Consider the following 17,642-nt stretch of genomic DNA (forward strand, 5'->3'; position numbering starts at 1 on the left):
TCCACCATACCGGTCGGGATACGCTTTCGCGCCTGTCCCAGGGCCGTGCCCGGCCCTCGGTATCCTTACAAAACCGTCAGCCCGTCGCACCGAAGCCGACGGCGATGCAGTTGATCGAGAGCAGCAGGGCGGATTTCACCGCCTCGCGCTTGTCCTCATCCTCTTCCGCGCGGAAGCGGCGAAGCAGCTCCACCTGTTCGCGGCTGACCTGGTTGATCGTGGGCAGGCGGCCGTTGAGGCGATCTCGGAACAGGGGGAAGCGTTCCGCGAGCTCGGTGCCGCCGCTGACGCGAAGCGCCATCTCGCGGGTCAACTCATACTCGGCCTGGATCAGCGGGAAGATGCTGGCGCGAGCCTTCTCGTCGGCTACGAGACCGGCATAGTCGCGGGCGATCTCGAGATCGACCATCAGCAGCGTCTTCTCGACCTCGTCGAGGATGAGGCGGAACGGCTTCGATTCGGCGAAAAGCCGCTTCAGCTGTTCCTCGCCCTGCGCGCCACGCACGTCGAGGAAGCTCTTCAGGCCGGACCCGACACCGTACCAGCCAGTGATGACGTGCCGGTTCTGCGACCATGCGAAGACCCATGGGATCGCGCGCAGATCCGCCAGGGACCGGGCGCCGAACCGCCGCGCGGGGCGTGAGCCGATATTAAGGAGCGCGATCTCGTCCAGCGGGCTTGCGGCCTGGAAATAGGTCACGAGGTCGGGATGCTGGATCAGGTTGACGTAGGCCGCGCGCGACGCGCCGGACAGGGCTTCCAGCGAGTCGTCGAACTCGTTGCGCGGGACCTTGATGGCTTCCCGCTCGGATTTCAGCGCGTGGTCGAACACCGACGACGCGAGAAGCTCCATCTGGTAGGCCGCCGTGCCCCGGTTGGCGTATTTGAACGAGACGACTTCGCCCTGTTCCGTGGTGCGGAAACGCCCGTTGATCGAGCCCGGCGGCTGGGCGGCGATGGCTCGTGCCGTCGGCGCACCGCCTCGGCTCACTGAACCGCCGCGGCCGTGGAAGAACGCTATCGGCACACCGGACGACTTGCCGAGTTGGGTCAGCTTGTCCTGCGCCTTGTAGAGTTCCCAATTCGAGGCGACGAAGCCGCCATCCTTGTTCGAATCCGAGTAGCCGATCATCACCTCCTGCACGCCGCCCTGCCAGCGCGTGGAGCGGCGGACCACCGGGATCGAGAACAGCTCTTTCATGATCGAGGGCGCGGCGCGGAGATCGTCGATGGTCTCGAACAGTGGCACGATCGGCAGGCAGCAGATCTCGGTGCCGGTGGCATCGAGGAAGTTGCCGGCTTCCTTGGCGAGGAGATACGCACCGAGGATGTCGGGGACCGAACGGGTCATCGACAGGATGAAGGAGCCGAAGGCCTCGCGGTCGAGCTGCTCGCGCATCTCGCCGACCAGGGCGAAAGTCTCCAGCGTCTCGCGGGCGTCGTCGGGCAGGCTCTCGAACGAGCGCTCGCCGTGCATAGGCCTCGCCAGCTCGGCCAGCAGCCAGTTCTTCCACTCCGCCGAATCGAGGGCGGGCGGCGTCTTGTTCTGGCCGTTGGCCTGGTGCCAGAGCGCGTGCAGGGTCTTCGTGGTGCGCGTGGTGTTCTCACGCAGGTCGAGGCGCACCGTGGAGAATCGGAAGATTTCCACCATGCGGCGCACCGGGCGCACGAGGTCTGTGGCCAGCGACGGGCAATTGGCGTCGGCGAGCCCGGCCTCGAGGTGGCGCAGGTCGTTGATGAGCCCATCGGCGCTGGGATAATCCGGGCCGGTCGAGCGTAAGCCTTTGTTGCGCGCGATCGTCGCCTCGATCTTGCGCAGGATGCAGGTGAGGAACTGGCGATAGGCCTCGCCGGGGTTGCGGCTGGCGATGGCGCGCCCGTCGCCGCTTTCGGTGAGCAACTGGGCGAGTTCCGACTTGAACGATGCCGGCACGGGGAGCGAGCGCTCGGTGAGGGAGAGAGTGCGGCCGAGTGCGGTGACGCCATCGCGATAGCGCCGAAGGGAGGCGAGCGCGTTGCGTTGAAGTGTGGCGCGCGTCACCGACGAGGTGACGTAGGGGTTGCCGTCGCGGTCGCCGCCGATCCAGGAGCCGAACTGGAAGAAGGCCGGCACCTCGAACTTCTCGTCCGGGTAATACTCGGCCAGCGATTCCTCCAGCGAGTAAAGGACTTCCGGCAGCATCTCGAACAGGGTCTCGTCGAAGAAGTGCAGGCCCCAGGCCACCTCGCGCTCGACGGTGGCCTTCTCCAAATGGAGTTCGCCGGTCATCCAGACGAGCTCGATCTGGTCCCGAAGCTCGTTCATCAGGCCGTTGCGCTCACGCTCGGTCCAGCGCGGCAGTTCGAGCTCGCGCAGGACGAGATAGATGCGGCGGAATTTCTCCAGCACCGTCACGCGCTTTCCCTCCGTGGGGTGCGCCGTGATGGTCGGCCGAATGCGCAGGTCCTTCAGGAGGGCGTGGATCTCGGGCGCCTTTATGCCGTTCTTGACCGCATCCGCTAGGACCGCGCTGAAGCTGCCGGAGAGTTCCGCCCGCCCCTTGCTGCGCTCCACATGGCGACGCCGGCGCATGGCGGCATTCTGCTCGGCGATGGAGAGGAGCTGGAACCAGATGCCCTGGACCTGAAGCGCGCGGGCAAGAAGCTCTGGCGAGAAATCCGAGATGTTGGCCGTGCCGAGGAGGACGGCTTCGAGTTCCGGCTCGTGGCGGCGGGCGACTTCGAGCAGGGCGTGGAAGAGTATGTCGAGCGCTTCCTTCGACGAGGTGCCGGTGATGACCGGCGGCGCGAAGGGGTGGTCGAGCGATCCGACCGGGGCGTGGAGAGTATCGGTCATCGGATGGCCACCTCGAACAGAGTTGAGCCGATGGCCGCCGACATCGTGCGGGCAACGGTGAAGAGCAGCCGCTTCGGCAGCATGGAACGCAGCGCCGGAGCGATCAAGGGGGTGGTCTAGCGGGTTGGGCGAGGCGAGCAACGCTCTACCGGAAGTGGCGGCGCTGCCCCTCACTTCCGCTCGCTCAGTCACCACCCTCCCCCGCTGAGGGGGAGGGTTCGTCGGCTCACGCCGCGATCTTGCGCATCACCTGTTCGACCGTCGAACCAAAATCGCCGGGGCTCGGGGCGACGGTCAGGCCGTAGGAGCGCATGATCTCGGCCTTTTCGGCGGCGCTGTCGCCGGTGGCGGAGATGATCGCGCCGGCATGGCCCATGCGGCGACCCTTCGGGGCGGTGAGGCCGGCGACGAAGCCGATGACGGGCTTCGTCATGTTCTCCTTGATCCAGGCCGAGGCCTCGGCCTCCTGCGGACCGCCGATCTCGCCGATCATCAGCACGGCCTTGGTCTCGGGGTCCTGCTCGAACAGGGCGAGATGGTCGAGGAAGGACGAGCCGTTGATCGGGTCACCGCCGATACCCACCGAGGTGGTGATGCCGATGCCCCGCTCCTTCATCTGAGCGGCGGCCTCGTAGCCGAGGGTGCCGGAGCGCGAGATCACGCCGACATTGCCCTTGAGGTAGATGTGGCCGGGCATGATGCCGAGCATCGACTTGCCCGGCGAGATGATGCCGGCGCAGTTCGGGCCCACCACCATGGTGCGCTTGTCCTTGGGGTAGCGGCGCAGATACCGCTTCACCCGCATCATGTCCTGCGCCGGGATGCCGTCGGTGATCGAGCAGATCAGCGCCAGGCCTGCATCGGCCCCTTCCATGATGGCATCGGCCGCGAAGGGCGGGGCGACGAAGGTGATCGAGGTTGTGGCTCCAGTGGCCTCTACGGCCTCCTTGACGGTGTTGAACACCGGCACGCCGAGATGGGTCTTGCCGCCCTTGCCCGGGGTGACGCCACCGACGACGTTGGAACCGTAATCCAACATCTCCTTGGCGTGGAATGTACCCTTATCGCCGGTGATGCCCTGGACGATGATCGGGGTCTTCTCGTCGATCAGAATGCTCATGACGTATCCTCCCCTCGTCTCAGTGGCTGCGCTTGGCGGCGTCGCAGGCGGCGACGGCCTTGGTGGCGGCGTCCGACAGGCTGTCGGCGGTAATGAGGTCGAGACCGCTCTCGGCCAGGATCTTCTTGCCCGCCTCGACATTCGTGCCGGCGAGCCGGACGATGAGCGGCACGTCGATCTTCACTTCCTTCGCCGCCTGGATCACGCCCTGGGCGACCCAGTCGCAGCGGTTGATGCCGGCGAAGATGTTCACCAGGATCGCCTTGACGTTGCGGTCCGAGAGAACGAGGCGGAAGGCCGTGGCCACGCGGTCGGGGCTGGCGCCGCCGCCGACATCGAGGAAGTTGGCCGGCTCGCCGCCCGCATGCTTGATCATGTCCATGGTCGCCATGGCGAGGCCGGCGCCGTTGACGATGCAGCCGATTTCGCCCTCGAGGCCGATATAGCTGAGGTTGTGCTCGGCGGCCTGGGCCTCACGCGGATCGCCCTGCGAGGGATCGTGCATGTCGGCGATGTTGCGCCGGCGGAACATGGCGTTGTCGTCGAAGGACATCTTGGCGTCGAGCGCCAGGACGCGGTCGTCCTTGGTGACGACGAGAGGGTTGATCTCCAGCATGGTGCCGTCGCAATCGCGGAATGCCCGGTAGGCGTTCATGATCGTCTTCACGGCCGCCGAGACCTGCTTGATGTTCAGGCCGAGCTGGAACGCGATCTCGCGGGCCTGGAACTGCTGCAGACCGACGGCCGGCTCGACCACGACCTGGATCAGGGCTTCGGGCTCGTTGGCGGCGATCTCTTCGATATCCATGCCGCCGCGCTGCGAGGCGATGACGCGGACGCGCTCGGCCTTACGGTCGAGGACGTAACCGAGATAAAGTTCGCGCTCGAACGGATCGGCGGTCTCGATATAGACGCGCTGAACCGGCTTACCCTCGGGGCCGGTCTGGAGCGTCACGAGGCGCTTGCCGAGGAGATCCTTGGCCGCGTCGCGGACCTCGTTGTAGGTCCGGCACAGCTTGATACCGCCGGCCTTGCCGCGCGCACCGGCATGGATCTGTGCCTTCACCGCCCAGAACGAGCCGCCGAGTTCGGTGGCGGCGTAGACTGCCTGGTCGGGGCTGAAGGCCACCGCGCCCTTCGGAACCGCAACGCCGAATCCGGCGAGCAGCTCCTTGGCTTGATACTCATGCACGTCCATGTGCGTTCTCCTCGGCGTTTTTCCCTGGGACAGACACTCTCGTAAATTTCACTTCACGGAAAGAGCTTCTGCTGTAATATTTTTTTACATTCTCGTTCACTCCGCCTTTAATGGCGGCTGGAATGTATTTTGTAGACAAAAAGGCCGGCTGAGTTTGTTCTCGCCGGCCTGTCGTTGATCTTAGTTCACCTTGGCCTTTACGACCTCGTAGATCTTTTCGTTCAGTGGTCCTGCCGGCCCGAGCAATTCTTCGAGTTGCTTCAGGCGCTCGTCGGCAAATCCGCGATCGTCCAGACCCTTTGCGTTGACATAGACGTTGAGCGCGGCGCTGCGCAGGCCGGCATGAGCGGAGAGAACCGCGACCCCCGCATCGGAGATGACGTTGAGATTGCCTTTCTCAGCCACGGCCTCGGCTAGGTCGATGACCTCGCGGCAGGCGCGGCAGCAGGCGAGCGGCACGTCGGTGGCGACCTTGAGGGCCTCCTGGATCCTTGCGGCGCGAGCCGCCTTCTCCTCGTCGGTGCCCTTGGGCAAGCCGTAGGCCCCCATCACGGCATCGAAAGCCTCGACGTCATCGGCGATCATGCCGGTGAGTTCGGCCCGGAGCGCCTCCGATTTGCCGAGGATCTCCTTCAGCTCGCCCTCGACCTCGACGTATTTCTTCTTCCCGATGGTGAGGTTGCACACCATGCTGAGAAGCGCGGCACCCATGGCACCGGAGATGGCGGCGGCTCCGCCGCCTCCGGGAGTCGGAGCCGAGCTTGCCAGCCCGTCGAGGAAGCTCTGGATGGTTTCGTTGGCAGGTGAGGTCTTCTCGCTCATGGGTCAGGCCATCGTCTTGGCGAGGGCGTAGATCTCCTCGGCGTCGAAGACCTTCTCGGCGCTGTCGAAGAGCTGGCCGACGCAGGCGCGGTGAAGCTTCAGCTTCAATCCGCCGATGCCGAGGGCGCCGAACACCTTCTTGCCGTGGCGCTCCTTGCCCTTGTCCATGGCGTCGATGCCGCCGAAACCGAGGGGCGGCTGGGCGTTGTAATCGGCGATGAACTCGATGCTGGCCTCGTCCTTCCAATCGGCTTCGGCCAGAAGCTCGAGGCCGATGGCGCCGGCGGAGAAGACCAGGTTCTGGCCCTTGACGATGGCGGCGCGAGACGCGGCGTCCGGCGTGGCGGCGGCGCTGATCTGGACCTTGAAGCGCTTGTTGATCGAATCGGCGGCAGCCTGAGCCTTATCGAGAGAGCGACCGCAGAGAACCACGGTGGCGCCTTCCTGAGCCAGGAGTGCGGCCGAGCGCATGCCCACCGGACCGGTGCCGGCCAGAACGACGGCCTTCTTGCCCTGAAGCGAGCCGGCAGCCTTCTGAACCAGAGCGACGCCTGCGGCGGCCGTGGTGTTCGAGCCGTTCGAATCGAGCATGATCGAAACGCGGAAGGGGCCGAAGAAGCGCTTCTTCACCGCCTCGAACACGGCCTCGCCAGCCGCCATGCTGCCGCCGCCCACGAAGATCGCCGTGGACTTCTTCTCGGAACCGCCGCGGGTGTAGATGGTCCCGTCCACCAAGGCGCCGACATTGTCGGGCGTCACGTTGCCGTAACCGGTGATGCGATCGGCGCCACCATCGTAGCCGACGACCACGTCGAACACGCTCGGAACGGTATCGGTATCGAATTGGAACAGCAGCTTCTTGGTCATGTCGTTTCCTCTGCCCGCGTCGCTGCGCGGCTGACGTATCGTTGTCATTGGCGCGTCTCGTCAGATCGCGCGATGGACCGTCCCCATCGTCGTGGGGCGCCGCCGGCGAGACCGTAATTCCGGCTCGCCCTCGGTGCGGACTCGATCGGCGTCCGCATTCATGGTGTCCGGGGTATCGCCTTGCGACCCCCGAATGATTACGGCTCCGGGGAGCCGACCCGTCGTCGCGTTCAGCCTTCGACCACGTTCTGCGGTTTGCCCGCAACATAGGCCTCGACATTATCCACGAGCTGGTCGGCCAGGATCTGCATCGCTTCCTTGCTCGCCCAGGCCACGTGCGGCGTGACGATGAGGTTCGGCAGGTCGAGCTCGCACAGGATGTTGCCGTTCTTGGGCGGCTCGGTCATCACCACGTCGAATCCGGCGCCACCGATCGTTCCGGCCTTGAGCGCCTCGGCGAGAGCTTCCTCGTCGACGAGGCCGCCACGCGCCGTGTTGATCAGGATGGCGTGCTTCTTCATCTTGGCCAGCTGCTCGGCGCCGATCATGTTCCGGGTCTCCGGCGTCAGCGGCGCATGCAGGGTGATAACGTCGGATTCGGTCAGGATCGTCTCGAAATCCACGAGGCCTTCCTGCGGGAACACATCGTAGGCAATGACCTTCATGCCGAGCGCTTCCGCGCGCTTGGCGATCGACTTGCCCAGAGCCCCGTAGCCGACGATGCCCAGCGTCGAGCCGGCGATGTCGTGGATCGGATAATCGAAGTAGCAGAACTGGGTGGACTTCGCCCAATCGCCCCGGCGCACTGAATTCGCATAGGGCACGATGGCGCGCCGCAGGGCGAACATCAGGCCGATCACGTGCTCGGGGACGGTGTTGAAAGCGTAATTGCGGATGTTGACGACAGTGATGCCGAGTTCCTTGGCGGCCTTCTTGTCGACGACGTCGGTACCAGTGGCGGCGACAGCGATGAGCTTGAGATCGGGCAGCTGCTTCAACGTGTCGGCGCGCATCGGCACCTTGTTGATCAGCGCGATCTCGGCACCCTTCAGGCGCTCGACGATCTCTTCCGGCGTCCAGGTCGACTCGTATTCGGTATATTCATGCGGGAAATTGAATTCACGCACCTTGGCATCGAGGGATTCACGGTCGAGGAAGACGATTTTGTGCGCCATTGGAACCCTCAAGCGACGTTCCGCGCCAAGCGCGACGTTACGCGATACACACTTCTATAGACGATGCCCCGAGGCCGGCGAGAGGCCGGCCCCGGGAAATCACGGTGATCAGGACTTCGCGAGCGGGTTTTCGCGCAGGTAGCTGGAGGCGGCGGCGACGCCGGAGCCCGGCTGCACCTTCACGCCGTTGTCGAGCATGGCCATTTCCGCGCCCGCGATGGCGCCGAGGAGCGAGAGCTCGTTCAGGTCACCCACGTGGCCGATACGGAACACCTTGCCGGCCACCTGGCTCAGACCAGCGCCGAGGGCGAGGTTGTAGCGCACGAAGGCGTGCTTGATGATCGCGGCGGCATCGATGCCCTCGGGGACGAGGATCGCGGTGACCGTGTCCGAGTTCCACTTGGCTTCCTTGGCGCAGGTCTTGAGACCCCATGCCGCCACGGCCTGGCGGGTCGCCTCGCCGAGCACGGCATGGCGATGGTAGACGTTCTCCAGACCTTCTTCCCGCAGGCAGGCGAGTGCCTCGCGCAGGCCGTAGAGAAGCGGCAAAGCGGGCGTGTAGGGGAAGTAGCCGGCGCCGTTCTGCTTCTGGTGGTCGGCCCAGTCGAAATAGACATGCGCGAGGCGGTCGTTCGGACCCGACGACGACTCGGCAGCCTTCAAGGCCTTCTGGCTGACGCAGATCACGCCGAGACCGGCGGGGAGCATCAGGCCCTTCTGCGAGCCCGCAATGGCGCAATCGACCTTCCACTCGTCGGCGTAGAACGGCAGCGAGCCGATCGAGGACACGCCATCGACGAAGAGAAGCGCCGGGTGGCCGGCCGCATCGATCGCCTTACGCACGGCACCGATGTCGCTGGTGACGCCGGTGGCGGTCTCGTTATGGACCGTCATGACGGCCTTGATCTCGTGGTTCGTGTCGGCGCGCAGCGCCTCCTCGATCCGCTGCGGGTTCGCACCCGTGCCCCACTCTTCTTCCTGAACGATCACGTTCAGGCCGAGGCGCTGGGCCATGTCGATCCAGAGGTGGCTGAACTGGCCGAAGCGCGAGGTCAGAACCTTGTCGCCACGGTGCAGCGTGTTCGTCAGCGCGGATTCCCAGATGCCGGTGCCGGACGCGGGGAACAGGAAGATGGTGCCTTCGGTGGAGCCGAAGACCGCCTTGGTCTCTTCGAACAGGGGCTTGGTCAGCGTCGGGAAGTCGACCGAACGGTGATCTTCCGAGGGGACGATCATCGCCCGCTGAACGCGGTCAGGAATGTTCGTCGGGCCCGGAACGAACAGATGATTCCGACCCGGTCGTCTCGTTGCCGCCATGTTGTGTCTCCGGTTCTTCTTTGGTTCGCGTGCACGCAGCGCACGACGCTGGGTTCGAATACGGTGGTCTAAGGTCGCGATCCGGCTTGGGTCGACGCCAGTGCGGTTCCTAAGCTTTGGATGAGGATACGACAACGTTGCCGAACGCCCGGCTCACGTTTTTCCGGCCGGATGCGATGGCATGGTCCGCGTCAATCGACGGGTGGCGTGAGGCCAGCCCCGAGGCATCTTCGATGCCCGCGAGATCCGGAATGCTCGACGCAACCGCCTTCGACTGAATCAAGCCTCTCTCCGTTGGCCGGGGCGCGCGGTGTTCGCACACTCCCATGGCCGTGGACGTCGTTTCTCACCTCGTCGGCGACCTTGATTTTGCCTCGTGCGGGCTCCGGACACACGCTTTCCAGCGCGATCCGGTGGGTCACCTTGGACCTGACTATGCCGAGGTTCGCGGTCGAAGGAAAATGCAAAAAACTTCGTCGCCACTCAAAAAATTTGTGGCGCAACGCAGCATCTCTGCGCCTTGCTTGAAAGGGGTCCGCTGCGAAGCGAGCAGAGGTCGCGTCATCAAACTGATACGGGAATCCGGTTTGGCTCAACGCACCGAAGCCATTCGGAGTGGGTCGTGGGCGAAGATACAGAGAAGACGATCCGCGTGAGGACGCTCTTCCTGTCCGATATGCATCTGGGCACGAAGGGCTGTCAGGCAGGGTTACTGCTGGAATTCCTGCGGGATTACGACGCCGATGAGATCTACCTCGTCGGCGATATCGTCGACGGCTGGCAGCTCAAATCGGGCTGGTTCTGGCCGCAGAGCCACAACGACGTGGTGCAGAAGCTGTTGCGCAAAGTGCGCAAAGGCTCGACGTTGATCTACATCCCCGGCAACCACGACGAATTCCTGAGAGATTATCTCGGCATGACGTTCGGTGGGATCGAGGTCGTGGACGACCGGATCCACGTCGCGGCAGACGGCAAGCGCTACCTCGTCATCCACGGCGACCAGTTCGACATGGTCGTTCGGCATGCCAAATGGATCGCCTTCCTGGGCGACGGAGCCTACACGTTCGCGCTCTTCATCAACACGCATCTGAACACGATCCGGCGCCGCCTCGGCCTCGCCTACTGGTCACTCTCGGCCTGGGCGAAGCTGAAGGTGAAGAACGCCGTCAATTTCATCGGAAAGTTCGAGGAGCTTTTGAGCGCGGAGGCGAAGCGCGTGGGCGCCGACGGCGTCATCTGCGGACATATCCACCATGCCGCTCACCGCCAGATCGCCGGGCTGACCTATCTGAACACCGGGGATTGGGTGGAATCCTGCACCGCCATCGTCGAGCATTACGATGGCACCATGGAGGTGCTGCATTACCCGAGCGTACTGCGGGCACGCGCTGCCGCCGAAGAGGCGGAACGAGGCGCGGTCCTCTCGAATCCGGCAAGGGCGGTCGCGTGAGGCTGCTGATCGCCACCGATGCTTGGCACCCGCAGGTCAACGGGGTGGTCCGTTCGCTCGAGAACATGGCGAGCGCCGGCCGCGAGCTCGGGTTCGAGACGGTGTTCCTGACCCATCAGGATTTCGCTTCGGTGCCGCTTCCGGGATATCCCGAGATACGGCTTTCCTACGCCACGAAAGGTAAGGTCGCACGCCTCTGGGCCGATCTTGCGCCGACCCATGTGCATGTGGCGACCGAGGGGACCGTCGGTTACGCGACCCGCCGCTATTGCCTCTCGCATGGCCGCCCGTTCACCACGAGCTACCACACGCGCTTTCCCGAATATCTCGCCGCCCGCGCGCCCGTTCCGGAGAGTTGGAGCTACGCCTGGCTGCGGCGTTTCCACGGCGCGGCGAGCGGTACGATGGTATCGACCCCATCCCTCGAGCGTGACCTCGCCTCCCGTGGGTTCGGTAACCTGATGCGCTGGACGCGGGGAGTCGATACCGACCTCTTTCGCCCCGCTGGGCCGGATGACGTCCTGCCGGATGCCCTGGTCGGGTTGCCCGGACCGTTCTTTCTTTTCGTCGGCCGGCTGGCGGTGGAGAAGAACGTCGCGGCCTTCCTCGATCTCGACCTGCCGGGCACGAAGGTTGTGGTGGGAGACGGACCGGACAGGGCGCGTCTCGCCGGCCTGTATCCGCAGGCGTGCTTCCTCGGCACCCTCACCGGGGCGGCGCTCGCCCGGATCTATGCGGCGGCGGACGTCTTCGTGTTCCCGAGCCTGACCGACACGTTCGGCATCGTGCTGCTCGAAGCCCTGGCCTGTGGCGTACCGGTGGCGGCCTATCCGGTGACCGGACCACTCGACGTCATCGGTGGCACCGGCGCCGGAATTCTCGGGCCCGACCTGAGAGAGGCCGCGCTCGCCGCTCTGTCAATTCCTCGTGAACGCTGCCGTGCGGAAGCCCTGCGCTACACGTGGAGCGAGAGCGCGCGCCAGTTCTTCACCAACATCTCGTTGGCGCACGGCACCGGCCTTCCCGTCCCCCGGCGCCGATCGTTCCGTGCCGCACCGGCCGTGTAACCCGGCGGCGAGGGATGTCTCCACGATCCTGCTGGTAGGGGTGATCGGCCTCCCACACGTTTCTGCCCGTCCATCCCGTGACCGTCGGACGGGGCGGGTGTAGGCAGATGGCCTGATGCCCAGACCGTTCACCGATTCCGTCGCCCGCACCCTCCCCGCTCTCATCGGTTGTGACGAGGTCGGGCGAGGCGCCCTATCCGGCCCCGTGGTCGTGGCGGCGGTGTGGTTCGATCCGGCCGTGTTCCCGGCCTCAGTGCTCGCCTGCCTCGATGATAGCAAGAAGCTCGACCGGGCGACGCGGGAGCGCCTGACTCCGCTGATCAGGGAACGTGCCGAGGTCGCGGTCGCCGCCGGCTCGCGCGCGCTCGTGGACCGGATCAACGTCCGCGCCGCGACCCTCGACGCCATGAAGAGAGCCGTCGAGAAACTCGGGCTGGATGCGCCCGTGGCCGTCGATGGCCGCGACAGCATTCCCGGTCTTGCTCTTCCGTGCCGGGCGGTGATCGGTGGCGACCGGCTCGTACCGCAGATCGCCGCGGCGTCCATCGTCGCCAAGACCCTGCGGGACGATCTCATGCGGGCCCTAGCCACCCGTCATCCGGCCTATGCCTGGGATCGAAATGTCGGATACGGGACCGCTTCCCACCTTGCCGGCCTGGAGAGAATGGGCCGTTCGGCGCATCACCGGGTGAGCTTCACCAAGCGTTTTGCTTCATCACCTGCGGCAGTCACAACAGGCTGAGCTGAGCCCCAATGGAGACCGTGCGGTCGAAGAGATCCGTGCGCAGGGTGATGCGTGAATCTGCATAGCCGATTCGCTGCTTTGCGAGCCGCATGCGTTGGGCGATGAGGTCGGCATAGGCGCCGCTGCCGGTCATTCGCCGGCCGAAAGTCGCATCATAGGCTTTGCCGCCGCGGGCCTCTCGCACGAGCGACATCACATGGCGCTGGCGTCCAGGATAATGTTCGGCGAACCAATCGTTCACGAGGTCGTCGAGTTCGAGAGGCAGCCGCAGAAGGACATGCCGCGCCTCGACGGCACCGCATTCCCGCGCCCGCTCCAACACCGCCTCGATCTCATGGTCGTTCAGCGACGGAATGACCGGTGCCATCATCACCATGACCGGGATGCCGGCGCGGCTCAGCTGGCGGATCGCATCGAGGCGCCGAGCCGGATGGGGGGCGCGTGGCTCCATGCGCCGGGCGAGGACCGGGTCGAGAGTGGTCACCGACATCGCCACTTTGACGAGTCCGAGTTCGGCCATCGGCGCCAGAATATCGATATCGCGGGCGACGAGATTCGATTTGGTGACGATACCGACGGGATGGCGGAAACGCGCCAGCACGCCGAGCACAGCGCGGGTGATGCCGTGGTCGCGTTCGATGGGTTGGTACGGGTCCGTTGCCGTCCCGAGGGCGATCGTCTCCGGCACGTAGCCCTGCACCGAGAGCTCCCGCTCCAGCAACTCGGCCGCGTTCGCCTTGTGGAACAGCTTCGTTTCGAAATCGATGCCCGGCGAAAGGCCCACATAGGCATGGTTGGGCCGGGCGAAGCAGTAGACGCAACCGTGCTCGCAGCCGCGATAGGGATTGATCGAGCGATCGAACGGCAGGTCCGGCGAAGTATTCCGTGTCAGGATGCTGCGTGCGCGCTCGGGAAGATCTTCCGTCGGCAGGCGCCGGACCGCGTCATCCGAAGCCCAGCCGTCGTCGAACGTCTCGCGCCGCGCCGGCTCGTAGCGACCGCTGGGGTTGGCCGTCGCCCCACGTCCCTTGCGTGCGCTTGTGGGGAAGGTGCTTCCCGCAAGCCGCCGAGCGGGGACGGCGAATGGGTCATCGCATTCGCCGCCACCATCCTTCACCGCTCGGACCACGCTGCGAGTTCCGTCCCGGCCGGGTCCGTGAAATGAAAGCGACGGCCGCCGGGAAAGGTGAAGATCGGCGCTACGATCGTGCCACCTGCCGCCTCGATGCGGGCCTGCATGCCTTCGAGATCCTCGGCGTAGAGCACGGGCAACGGCATCGCTCTCGGTGCATCGGCATCGAAACCGCCATCGAGGCCCTGTTCGAAGGCGGCATAGCGAGGGCCGTAATCGACGAAGCTCCACCCGAAAGCCGTCCCGTAGAACGCTTTCACTTGGTCGAGATCGCCGCCCGGCAATTCGAGATAATCGATCTTACCATCCTGTCGCATCCGTGACCCCCAATTCACCCTGAAGCCAAGACCATACAGCGAATCCAGCCTTCGCTTTCGCCCCCCGCCCTTGCGAGCCGAACATATCAGGAACAAGACGGGTAGCGCTGCCCTTATTTCATGCAATCGCCGGCTTATGACGCCCCGGAACGGTTTCTTGCGGAGCTTTCGTGGCCACATGGCTTTTCCCACGCTGAAAATACGCTATGCGCGCGCATGATTTCGGCTCTGATCCATGTGGCGAGGCCGGCCGACCCCTTGGCGGTCGACCAGCTCGCCGACACCCTGGGGGCTCTCGTCGAGGGCGTTGCTGCCGGGCTCGTCGGCGATGCGGTGATCATCGCCCCAACCCATAGCGCAGCGATCGATGCCGTCGCCGAGGCAACCGGCGCGACCTTCGTGGTCCGTTCGGGTGGTACGCCCCCTTGGTCGGCTGGCGCGAAGGCCGCGCGGCGGGAGTGGGTCCTCTGCCTCGAAGCAGGCGACGTTCCGGCCGAGGGCTGGATCCGCACGATCGATCGGTTCATCGGCACGGCGCGGCCGGAAATGGTCCTCGGGCGATTGCGCCGACCGCATGCCGGGCTGCCGTCGCGTCTTGCGGCGCAGGGTGAGTCCGTGATCGGTGTCCGTGCGCCCCGCGCCGGGGACCTCGTGCGCCGCGACCGCCTGATCGCAAGCGGCGTCTTCTCGACCCGCCTGCATCCGCGACGGGTGAATGTGCGACTCAACCGAGGGTGATCAGACCGGGATCGAAGCGCCGCGTCGAAGGTGTTCGTCCAGGCGTGGCATGATCTCGACGAAGTTGCAGGGCCGGTGCCGATAGTCGAGCTGGGCCGAGAGAATGCCGTCCCAAGCGTCGCGGCAGGCGCCCGGCGAACCAGGCAGGACGAAGACGAAGGTGGCGTTCGCGAGTCCTGCCGTGGCCCGCGACTGGAGAGTGGAGGTCCCAATTTTGTCGTAGGAGATACGATGGAAGACCGCCGAGAAGCCGTCCATCCGTTTCTCAAATAGCGGCTCGATCGCTTCCGGCGTCACGTCGCGTCCAGTAAAACCGGTGCCGCCGGTGGTGATCACGACGTCGACCGACGGATCCTGCGTCCAGGATTCCACTTGTGCCCGGATCGCAGCTACTTCGTCGGGCACGATGGCTCTGCCAGCGAGGCTGTGGCCGGCCGCGACGAGTCGCTCACACAGCGTGTCGCCGGAGCGGTCGTCTTCGGCGACACGTGTGTCGGAGACGGTCAGCACCGCGATGGAAAGCGGGATGAAGCTACGGGTCTTGTCTGCGGCGACCATGGCTGGCTGCTCTCGGCTCGGCGATAACGCTTCGTTCTACCCGTGAATGGGCCCGATGGTCGATCCCGACATATGAGCGTCCTCGGCCGCTCCCCGGGGCGGACACGATACCGTGCCCGGCTCTTGTCGCAGCTGCCGCCTCAGTTCCGCGCCGCGCGGAACGTATCGCAGGACTTGGTCTGGCCGCTCTTGTAGCCTGTCATGAACCACCGCATCCGCTGGTCCGACGAGCCGTGCGTGAAGGAATCCGGCACGGCGTAGCCCTGCGACTGCTTCTGGAGCTTATCGTCGCCGATGGCACTGGCTGCCTGCATGGCTTCCTCGATGTCACCGGGCTCCAAGGAGTTATACTTGTCGTTTGAGTTCTTGGCCCAGACGCCGGCGAGGCAATCGGCCATCAACTCCACGCGTACCGACAATTGGTTAGACTCGACCTTGCTGGATGCCGCCTGCTGGCGACCCTGGACCTTGCCCAGAATGCCCAGTTCGTCCTGCACGTGGTGGCCGACTTCGTGAGCGATCACATAAGCATAGGCGAAATCGCCTTTGACCCCGAACTTCTGCTCCATTTCCTTGAAGAACGACGTGTCGAGGTAGACCTTCTTATCGAGCGGACAATAGAACGGCCCCATCGCGGCCTGCGCCGATCCACAGCCGCTGCGCGTGCCTCCGGTGTAAAGCACCATGCCGGTTGGGCGGTACTGCTTGCCGGTCTGGTTCGGGAGAATTTCCTTCCAGACGTCCTCGGTATTACCGAGGATCGCAGCCGCGAAACGTCCGCTCTCGTCCGCCGGCTTTGTCTTGCGCTGGGCCTGGGTCTGCGGATCGACACGCTCCTGGCGCGGTTGTCCGCCGCCGCTCATCTGCTCGGCGCCACCGATCAGGATCGCGGGATTGATGCCTGTGACCCAGCCGATGATGCAGAGGATGACGATGGTGCCGATGCCGAGCCCGCCGGCACCGCCACCCGGAAAGCCTCCGCCGCCTCCACCGCCCTCGCCACGGCGGTCTTCGACGTTGTCCGAAGAGCGGAAATCTTCCCAGCGCATGATCTCGTCACCCTTCGTGGCGTAGCCCTACCGGAACCCGGTCGCCACGCGCATCACTGTCTTCGGTCCCGTGTGCCCGAACTAATCCCGCGGTGAAAGATACGGTTCCGCTTCCACCCCGGCTTTCGCCCTACGCTTTGCCGTCGAGGGTTGCCCTCAGCAGGCGAAAATCCCGCCACGCGAGACGTTTTTGGAGTGGCTGGCGTAGGAGATAGGCCGGGTGGAGGGTCGCCAGAGCCTTCACCTCCCGGTCACCCACCCGATAGGGATAGAACCGTCCTCGCGCCTTCAGGATACCGTCTTTCGTGCCGGTGATCGCCTGTGTCGCCGGACTGCCGAGGCAGACGATGATGTCCGGGTCGGCGAGTTCGATCTGGCGTTCGATGAAGGGTTTGCAGATCGACACCTCCTGTGGTGTCGGGTTGCGGTTTCCCGGTGGTCGCCATGGCACGATGTTGGTGACGTAAGCTTTCGTCCGGTCGAGACCGATCGCCGCCATCATCCGGTCGAGCAGTTGACCCGAGCGGCCCATGAACGGCTTGCCGACGCGGTCCTCGTCCGCTCCCGGGGCCTCACCGATAAACATGAGTTTCGACGCCGGGTTTCCGTCGGCGAAGACGAGATTCTTGGCGGTGAATTTGAGGGGGCAACCATCGAATGTGGCGAGCAGTGCCTCAAGCTCTTCGAGGGAGGCGACGTCGCGAGCCCGCGCCCGAGCGTCGCCCGCAGCCTCTCCGGGTTTCGCTGCCGCGGATTGTCCATAGGTCCGAGCCGGCGGGGCCGACGGCGCCTGCCCTCGCGCCGGCAACTCGCGGCGAGGCGGCACCGGATCGGCCTGCGGCCCCTCGCCAGACAGCTCGGCCCGCTGCGACGATACGGGGGATGGCGATCCGCGCTGTATCGTCGCCGGGCGCCAGGGCGCGGGATCGTCGGTTTCGGAGAAGCGATCGTGCGGGCGTTCGTCGAGACAAAGATCGACGCCGGATTCCACATGGAAGTCCAGTTCAGCGATCACGTCGCGCTGGTGGTCGGGGCCTTGGCTCATGGTTCTCGATGTGGCTCTTGCGGAGCCTGTGGACAACACTTCGCGGGGCGGGATCTACCATCGTCTGCATGGCTGCGGGACGGCCAGAACAAAGCTGAGACCATCCGCAGGCTTGCGTTCCCAGCTTGGAATGGGTTGAGAGTGTTCGCAATCATAACATCGCGCATTCGACGGCTGGTCTCGATCGGTTTCGGGTCGCGCGGCAG

17 protein-coding genes are annotated in these 17,642 nt (G+C 65.0%); 4 read left to right on the forward strand and 13 right to left on the reverse strand.

What is annotated here, in order from left to right:
* Window positions 1-76: 76 nt before the first annotated feature.
* The 8 genes from ACYQOP_RS24825 to ACYQOP_RS24860 all read right to left on the reverse strand — a co-directional run bounded on the left by ACYQOP_RS24825 (window position 77) and on the right by ACYQOP_RS24860 (window position 9,618).
* The gene (locus tag ACYQOP_RS24825) at window positions 77-2,836 is read right to left on the reverse strand and encodes a phosphoenolpyruvate carboxylase (protein WP_461224764.1); all 2,760 of its coding nucleotides are present in this window, start codon (window positions 2,834-2,836) and stop codon (window positions 77-79) included.
* 226 nt (window positions 2,837-3,062) lie between these two features.
* Window positions 3,063-3,956, reverse strand: a complete 894-nt coding sequence (gene sucD / locus ACYQOP_RS24830; protein ID WP_056430080.1) for a succinate--CoA ligase subunit alpha — start codon at window positions 3,954-3,956, stop codon at window positions 3,063-3,065.
* Window positions 3,957-3,975: 19 nt separating this feature from the next.
* Window positions 3,976-5,154, reverse strand: coding sequence for a malate--CoA ligase subunit beta (locus ACYQOP_RS24835; RefSeq protein ID WP_056430078.1), 1,179 nt, complete (start codon window positions 5,152-5,154; stop codon window positions 3,976-3,978).
* Between the two features lie 180 nt (window positions 5,155-5,334).
* A complete protein-coding gene (gene fchA / locus ACYQOP_RS24840; RefSeq protein WP_056430075.1) occupies window positions 5,335-5,976 on the reverse strand; it encodes a methenyltetrahydrofolate cyclohydrolase in 642 nt (213 codons plus the stop codon).
* Between the two features lie 3 nt (window positions 5,977-5,979).
* Window positions 5,980-6,843 (reverse strand): NADP-dependent methylenetetrahydromethanopterin/methylenetetrahydrofolate dehydrogenase, encoded by an 864-nt coding sequence (locus ACYQOP_RS24845; RefSeq protein WP_056430072.1) that lies wholly within the window; start codon window positions 6,841-6,843, stop codon window positions 5,980-5,982.
* 230 nt (window positions 6,844-7,073) lie between these two features.
* Complete coding sequence (locus ACYQOP_RS24850) at window positions 7,074-8,018, reverse strand: D-2-hydroxyacid dehydrogenase (protein WP_056430070.1); 945 nt, start codon at window positions 8,016-8,018, stop codon at window positions 7,074-7,076.
* Between the two features lie 108 nt (window positions 8,019-8,126).
* Window positions 8,127-9,335, reverse strand: a complete 1,209-nt coding sequence (locus ACYQOP_RS24855; protein ID WP_461224767.1) for an aminotransferase class V-fold PLP-dependent enzyme — start codon at window positions 9,333-9,335, stop codon at window positions 8,127-8,129.
* A 109-nt stretch (window positions 9,336-9,444) separates the two neighbouring features.
* Window positions 9,445-9,618 (reverse strand): hypothetical protein, encoded by a 174-nt coding sequence (locus tag ACYQOP_RS24860; protein ID WP_156467843.1) that lies wholly within the window; start codon window positions 9,616-9,618, stop codon window positions 9,445-9,447.
* Window positions 9,619-9,957: 339 nt separating this feature from the next.
* Here ACYQOP_RS24860 and ACYQOP_RS24865 point away from each other — a divergent pair, with 339 nt between their 5' ends.
* From ACYQOP_RS24865 to ACYQOP_RS24875, 3 genes are all read left to right on the forward strand, one after another.
* Complete coding sequence (locus tag ACYQOP_RS24865; RefSeq protein ID WP_056430064.1) at window positions 9,958-10,785, forward strand: UDP-2,3-diacylglucosamine diphosphatase; 828 nt, start codon at window positions 9,958-9,960, stop codon at window positions 10,783-10,785.
* Window positions 10,782-11,852: a glycosyltransferase gene (locus tag ACYQOP_RS24870; RefSeq protein WP_207410709.1), complete on the forward strand. Its 1,071-nt coding sequence runs from the start codon at window positions 10,782-10,784 to the stop codon at window positions 11,850-11,852. Before ACYQOP_RS24865 ends, ACYQOP_RS24870 begins: the two co-directional genes overlap by 4 nt.
* 115 nt (window positions 11,853-11,967) lie before the next feature.
* Window positions 11,968-12,594, forward strand: coding sequence for a ribonuclease HII (locus ACYQOP_RS24875; protein ID WP_461224769.1), 627 nt, complete (start codon window positions 11,968-11,970; stop codon window positions 12,592-12,594).
* Here the strand turns inward: ACYQOP_RS24875 and ACYQOP_RS24880 are convergent.
* Window positions 12,581-13,714 carry a PA0069 family radical SAM protein gene (locus ACYQOP_RS24880; RefSeq protein ID WP_461225468.1) on the reverse strand — a complete coding sequence of 378 codons (1,134 nt, stop codon included), beginning with the start codon at window positions 13,712-13,714 and terminating at the stop codon, window positions 12,581-12,583. The genes ACYQOP_RS24875 and ACYQOP_RS24880 overlap by 14 nt on opposite strands.
* Window positions 13,711-14,046, reverse strand: a complete 336-nt coding sequence (locus ACYQOP_RS24885) for a VOC family protein (RefSeq protein WP_461224771.1) — start codon at window positions 14,044-14,046, stop codon at window positions 13,711-13,713. Before ACYQOP_RS24885 ends, ACYQOP_RS24880 begins: the two co-directional genes overlap by 4 nt.
* A 216-nt stretch (window positions 14,047-14,262) precedes the next feature.
* Here ACYQOP_RS24885 and ACYQOP_RS24890 point away from each other — a divergent pair, with 216 nt between their 5' ends.
* On the forward strand, window positions 14,263-14,784 hold the full coding sequence (locus ACYQOP_RS24890) for a hypothetical protein (RefSeq protein WP_461224773.1): 522 nt from the start codon (window positions 14,263-14,265) through the stop codon (window positions 14,782-14,784).
* Here ACYQOP_RS24890 and moaB read toward each other — a convergent pair whose 3' ends face one another.
* The 3 genes from moaB to ACYQOP_RS24905 form a co-directional block, all read right to left on the reverse strand.
* The gene (gene moaB / locus ACYQOP_RS24895) at window positions 14,785-15,342 is read right to left on the reverse strand and encodes a molybdenum cofactor biosynthesis protein B (RefSeq protein ID WP_461224775.1); all 558 of its coding nucleotides are present in this window, start codon (window positions 15,340-15,342) and stop codon (window positions 14,785-14,787) included.
* Between the two features lie 140 nt (window positions 15,343-15,482).
* The gene (gene ypfJ, locus ACYQOP_RS24900) at window positions 15,483-16,391 is read right to left on the reverse strand and encodes a KPN_02809 family neutral zinc metallopeptidase (RefSeq protein ID WP_056430046.1); all 909 of its coding nucleotides are present in this window, start codon (window positions 16,389-16,391) and stop codon (window positions 15,483-15,485) included.
* A 130-nt stretch (window positions 16,392-16,521) separates the two neighbouring features.
* The gene (locus ACYQOP_RS24905) at window positions 16,522-17,436 is read right to left on the reverse strand and encodes a uracil-DNA glycosylase (protein ID WP_461224777.1); all 915 of its coding nucleotides are present in this window, start codon (window positions 17,434-17,436) and stop codon (window positions 16,522-16,524) included.
* Window positions 17,437-17,642 lie beyond the last annotated feature (206 nt).

The sequence above is a fragment of the Methylobacterium sp. CM6247 genome (assembly GCF_054817925.1).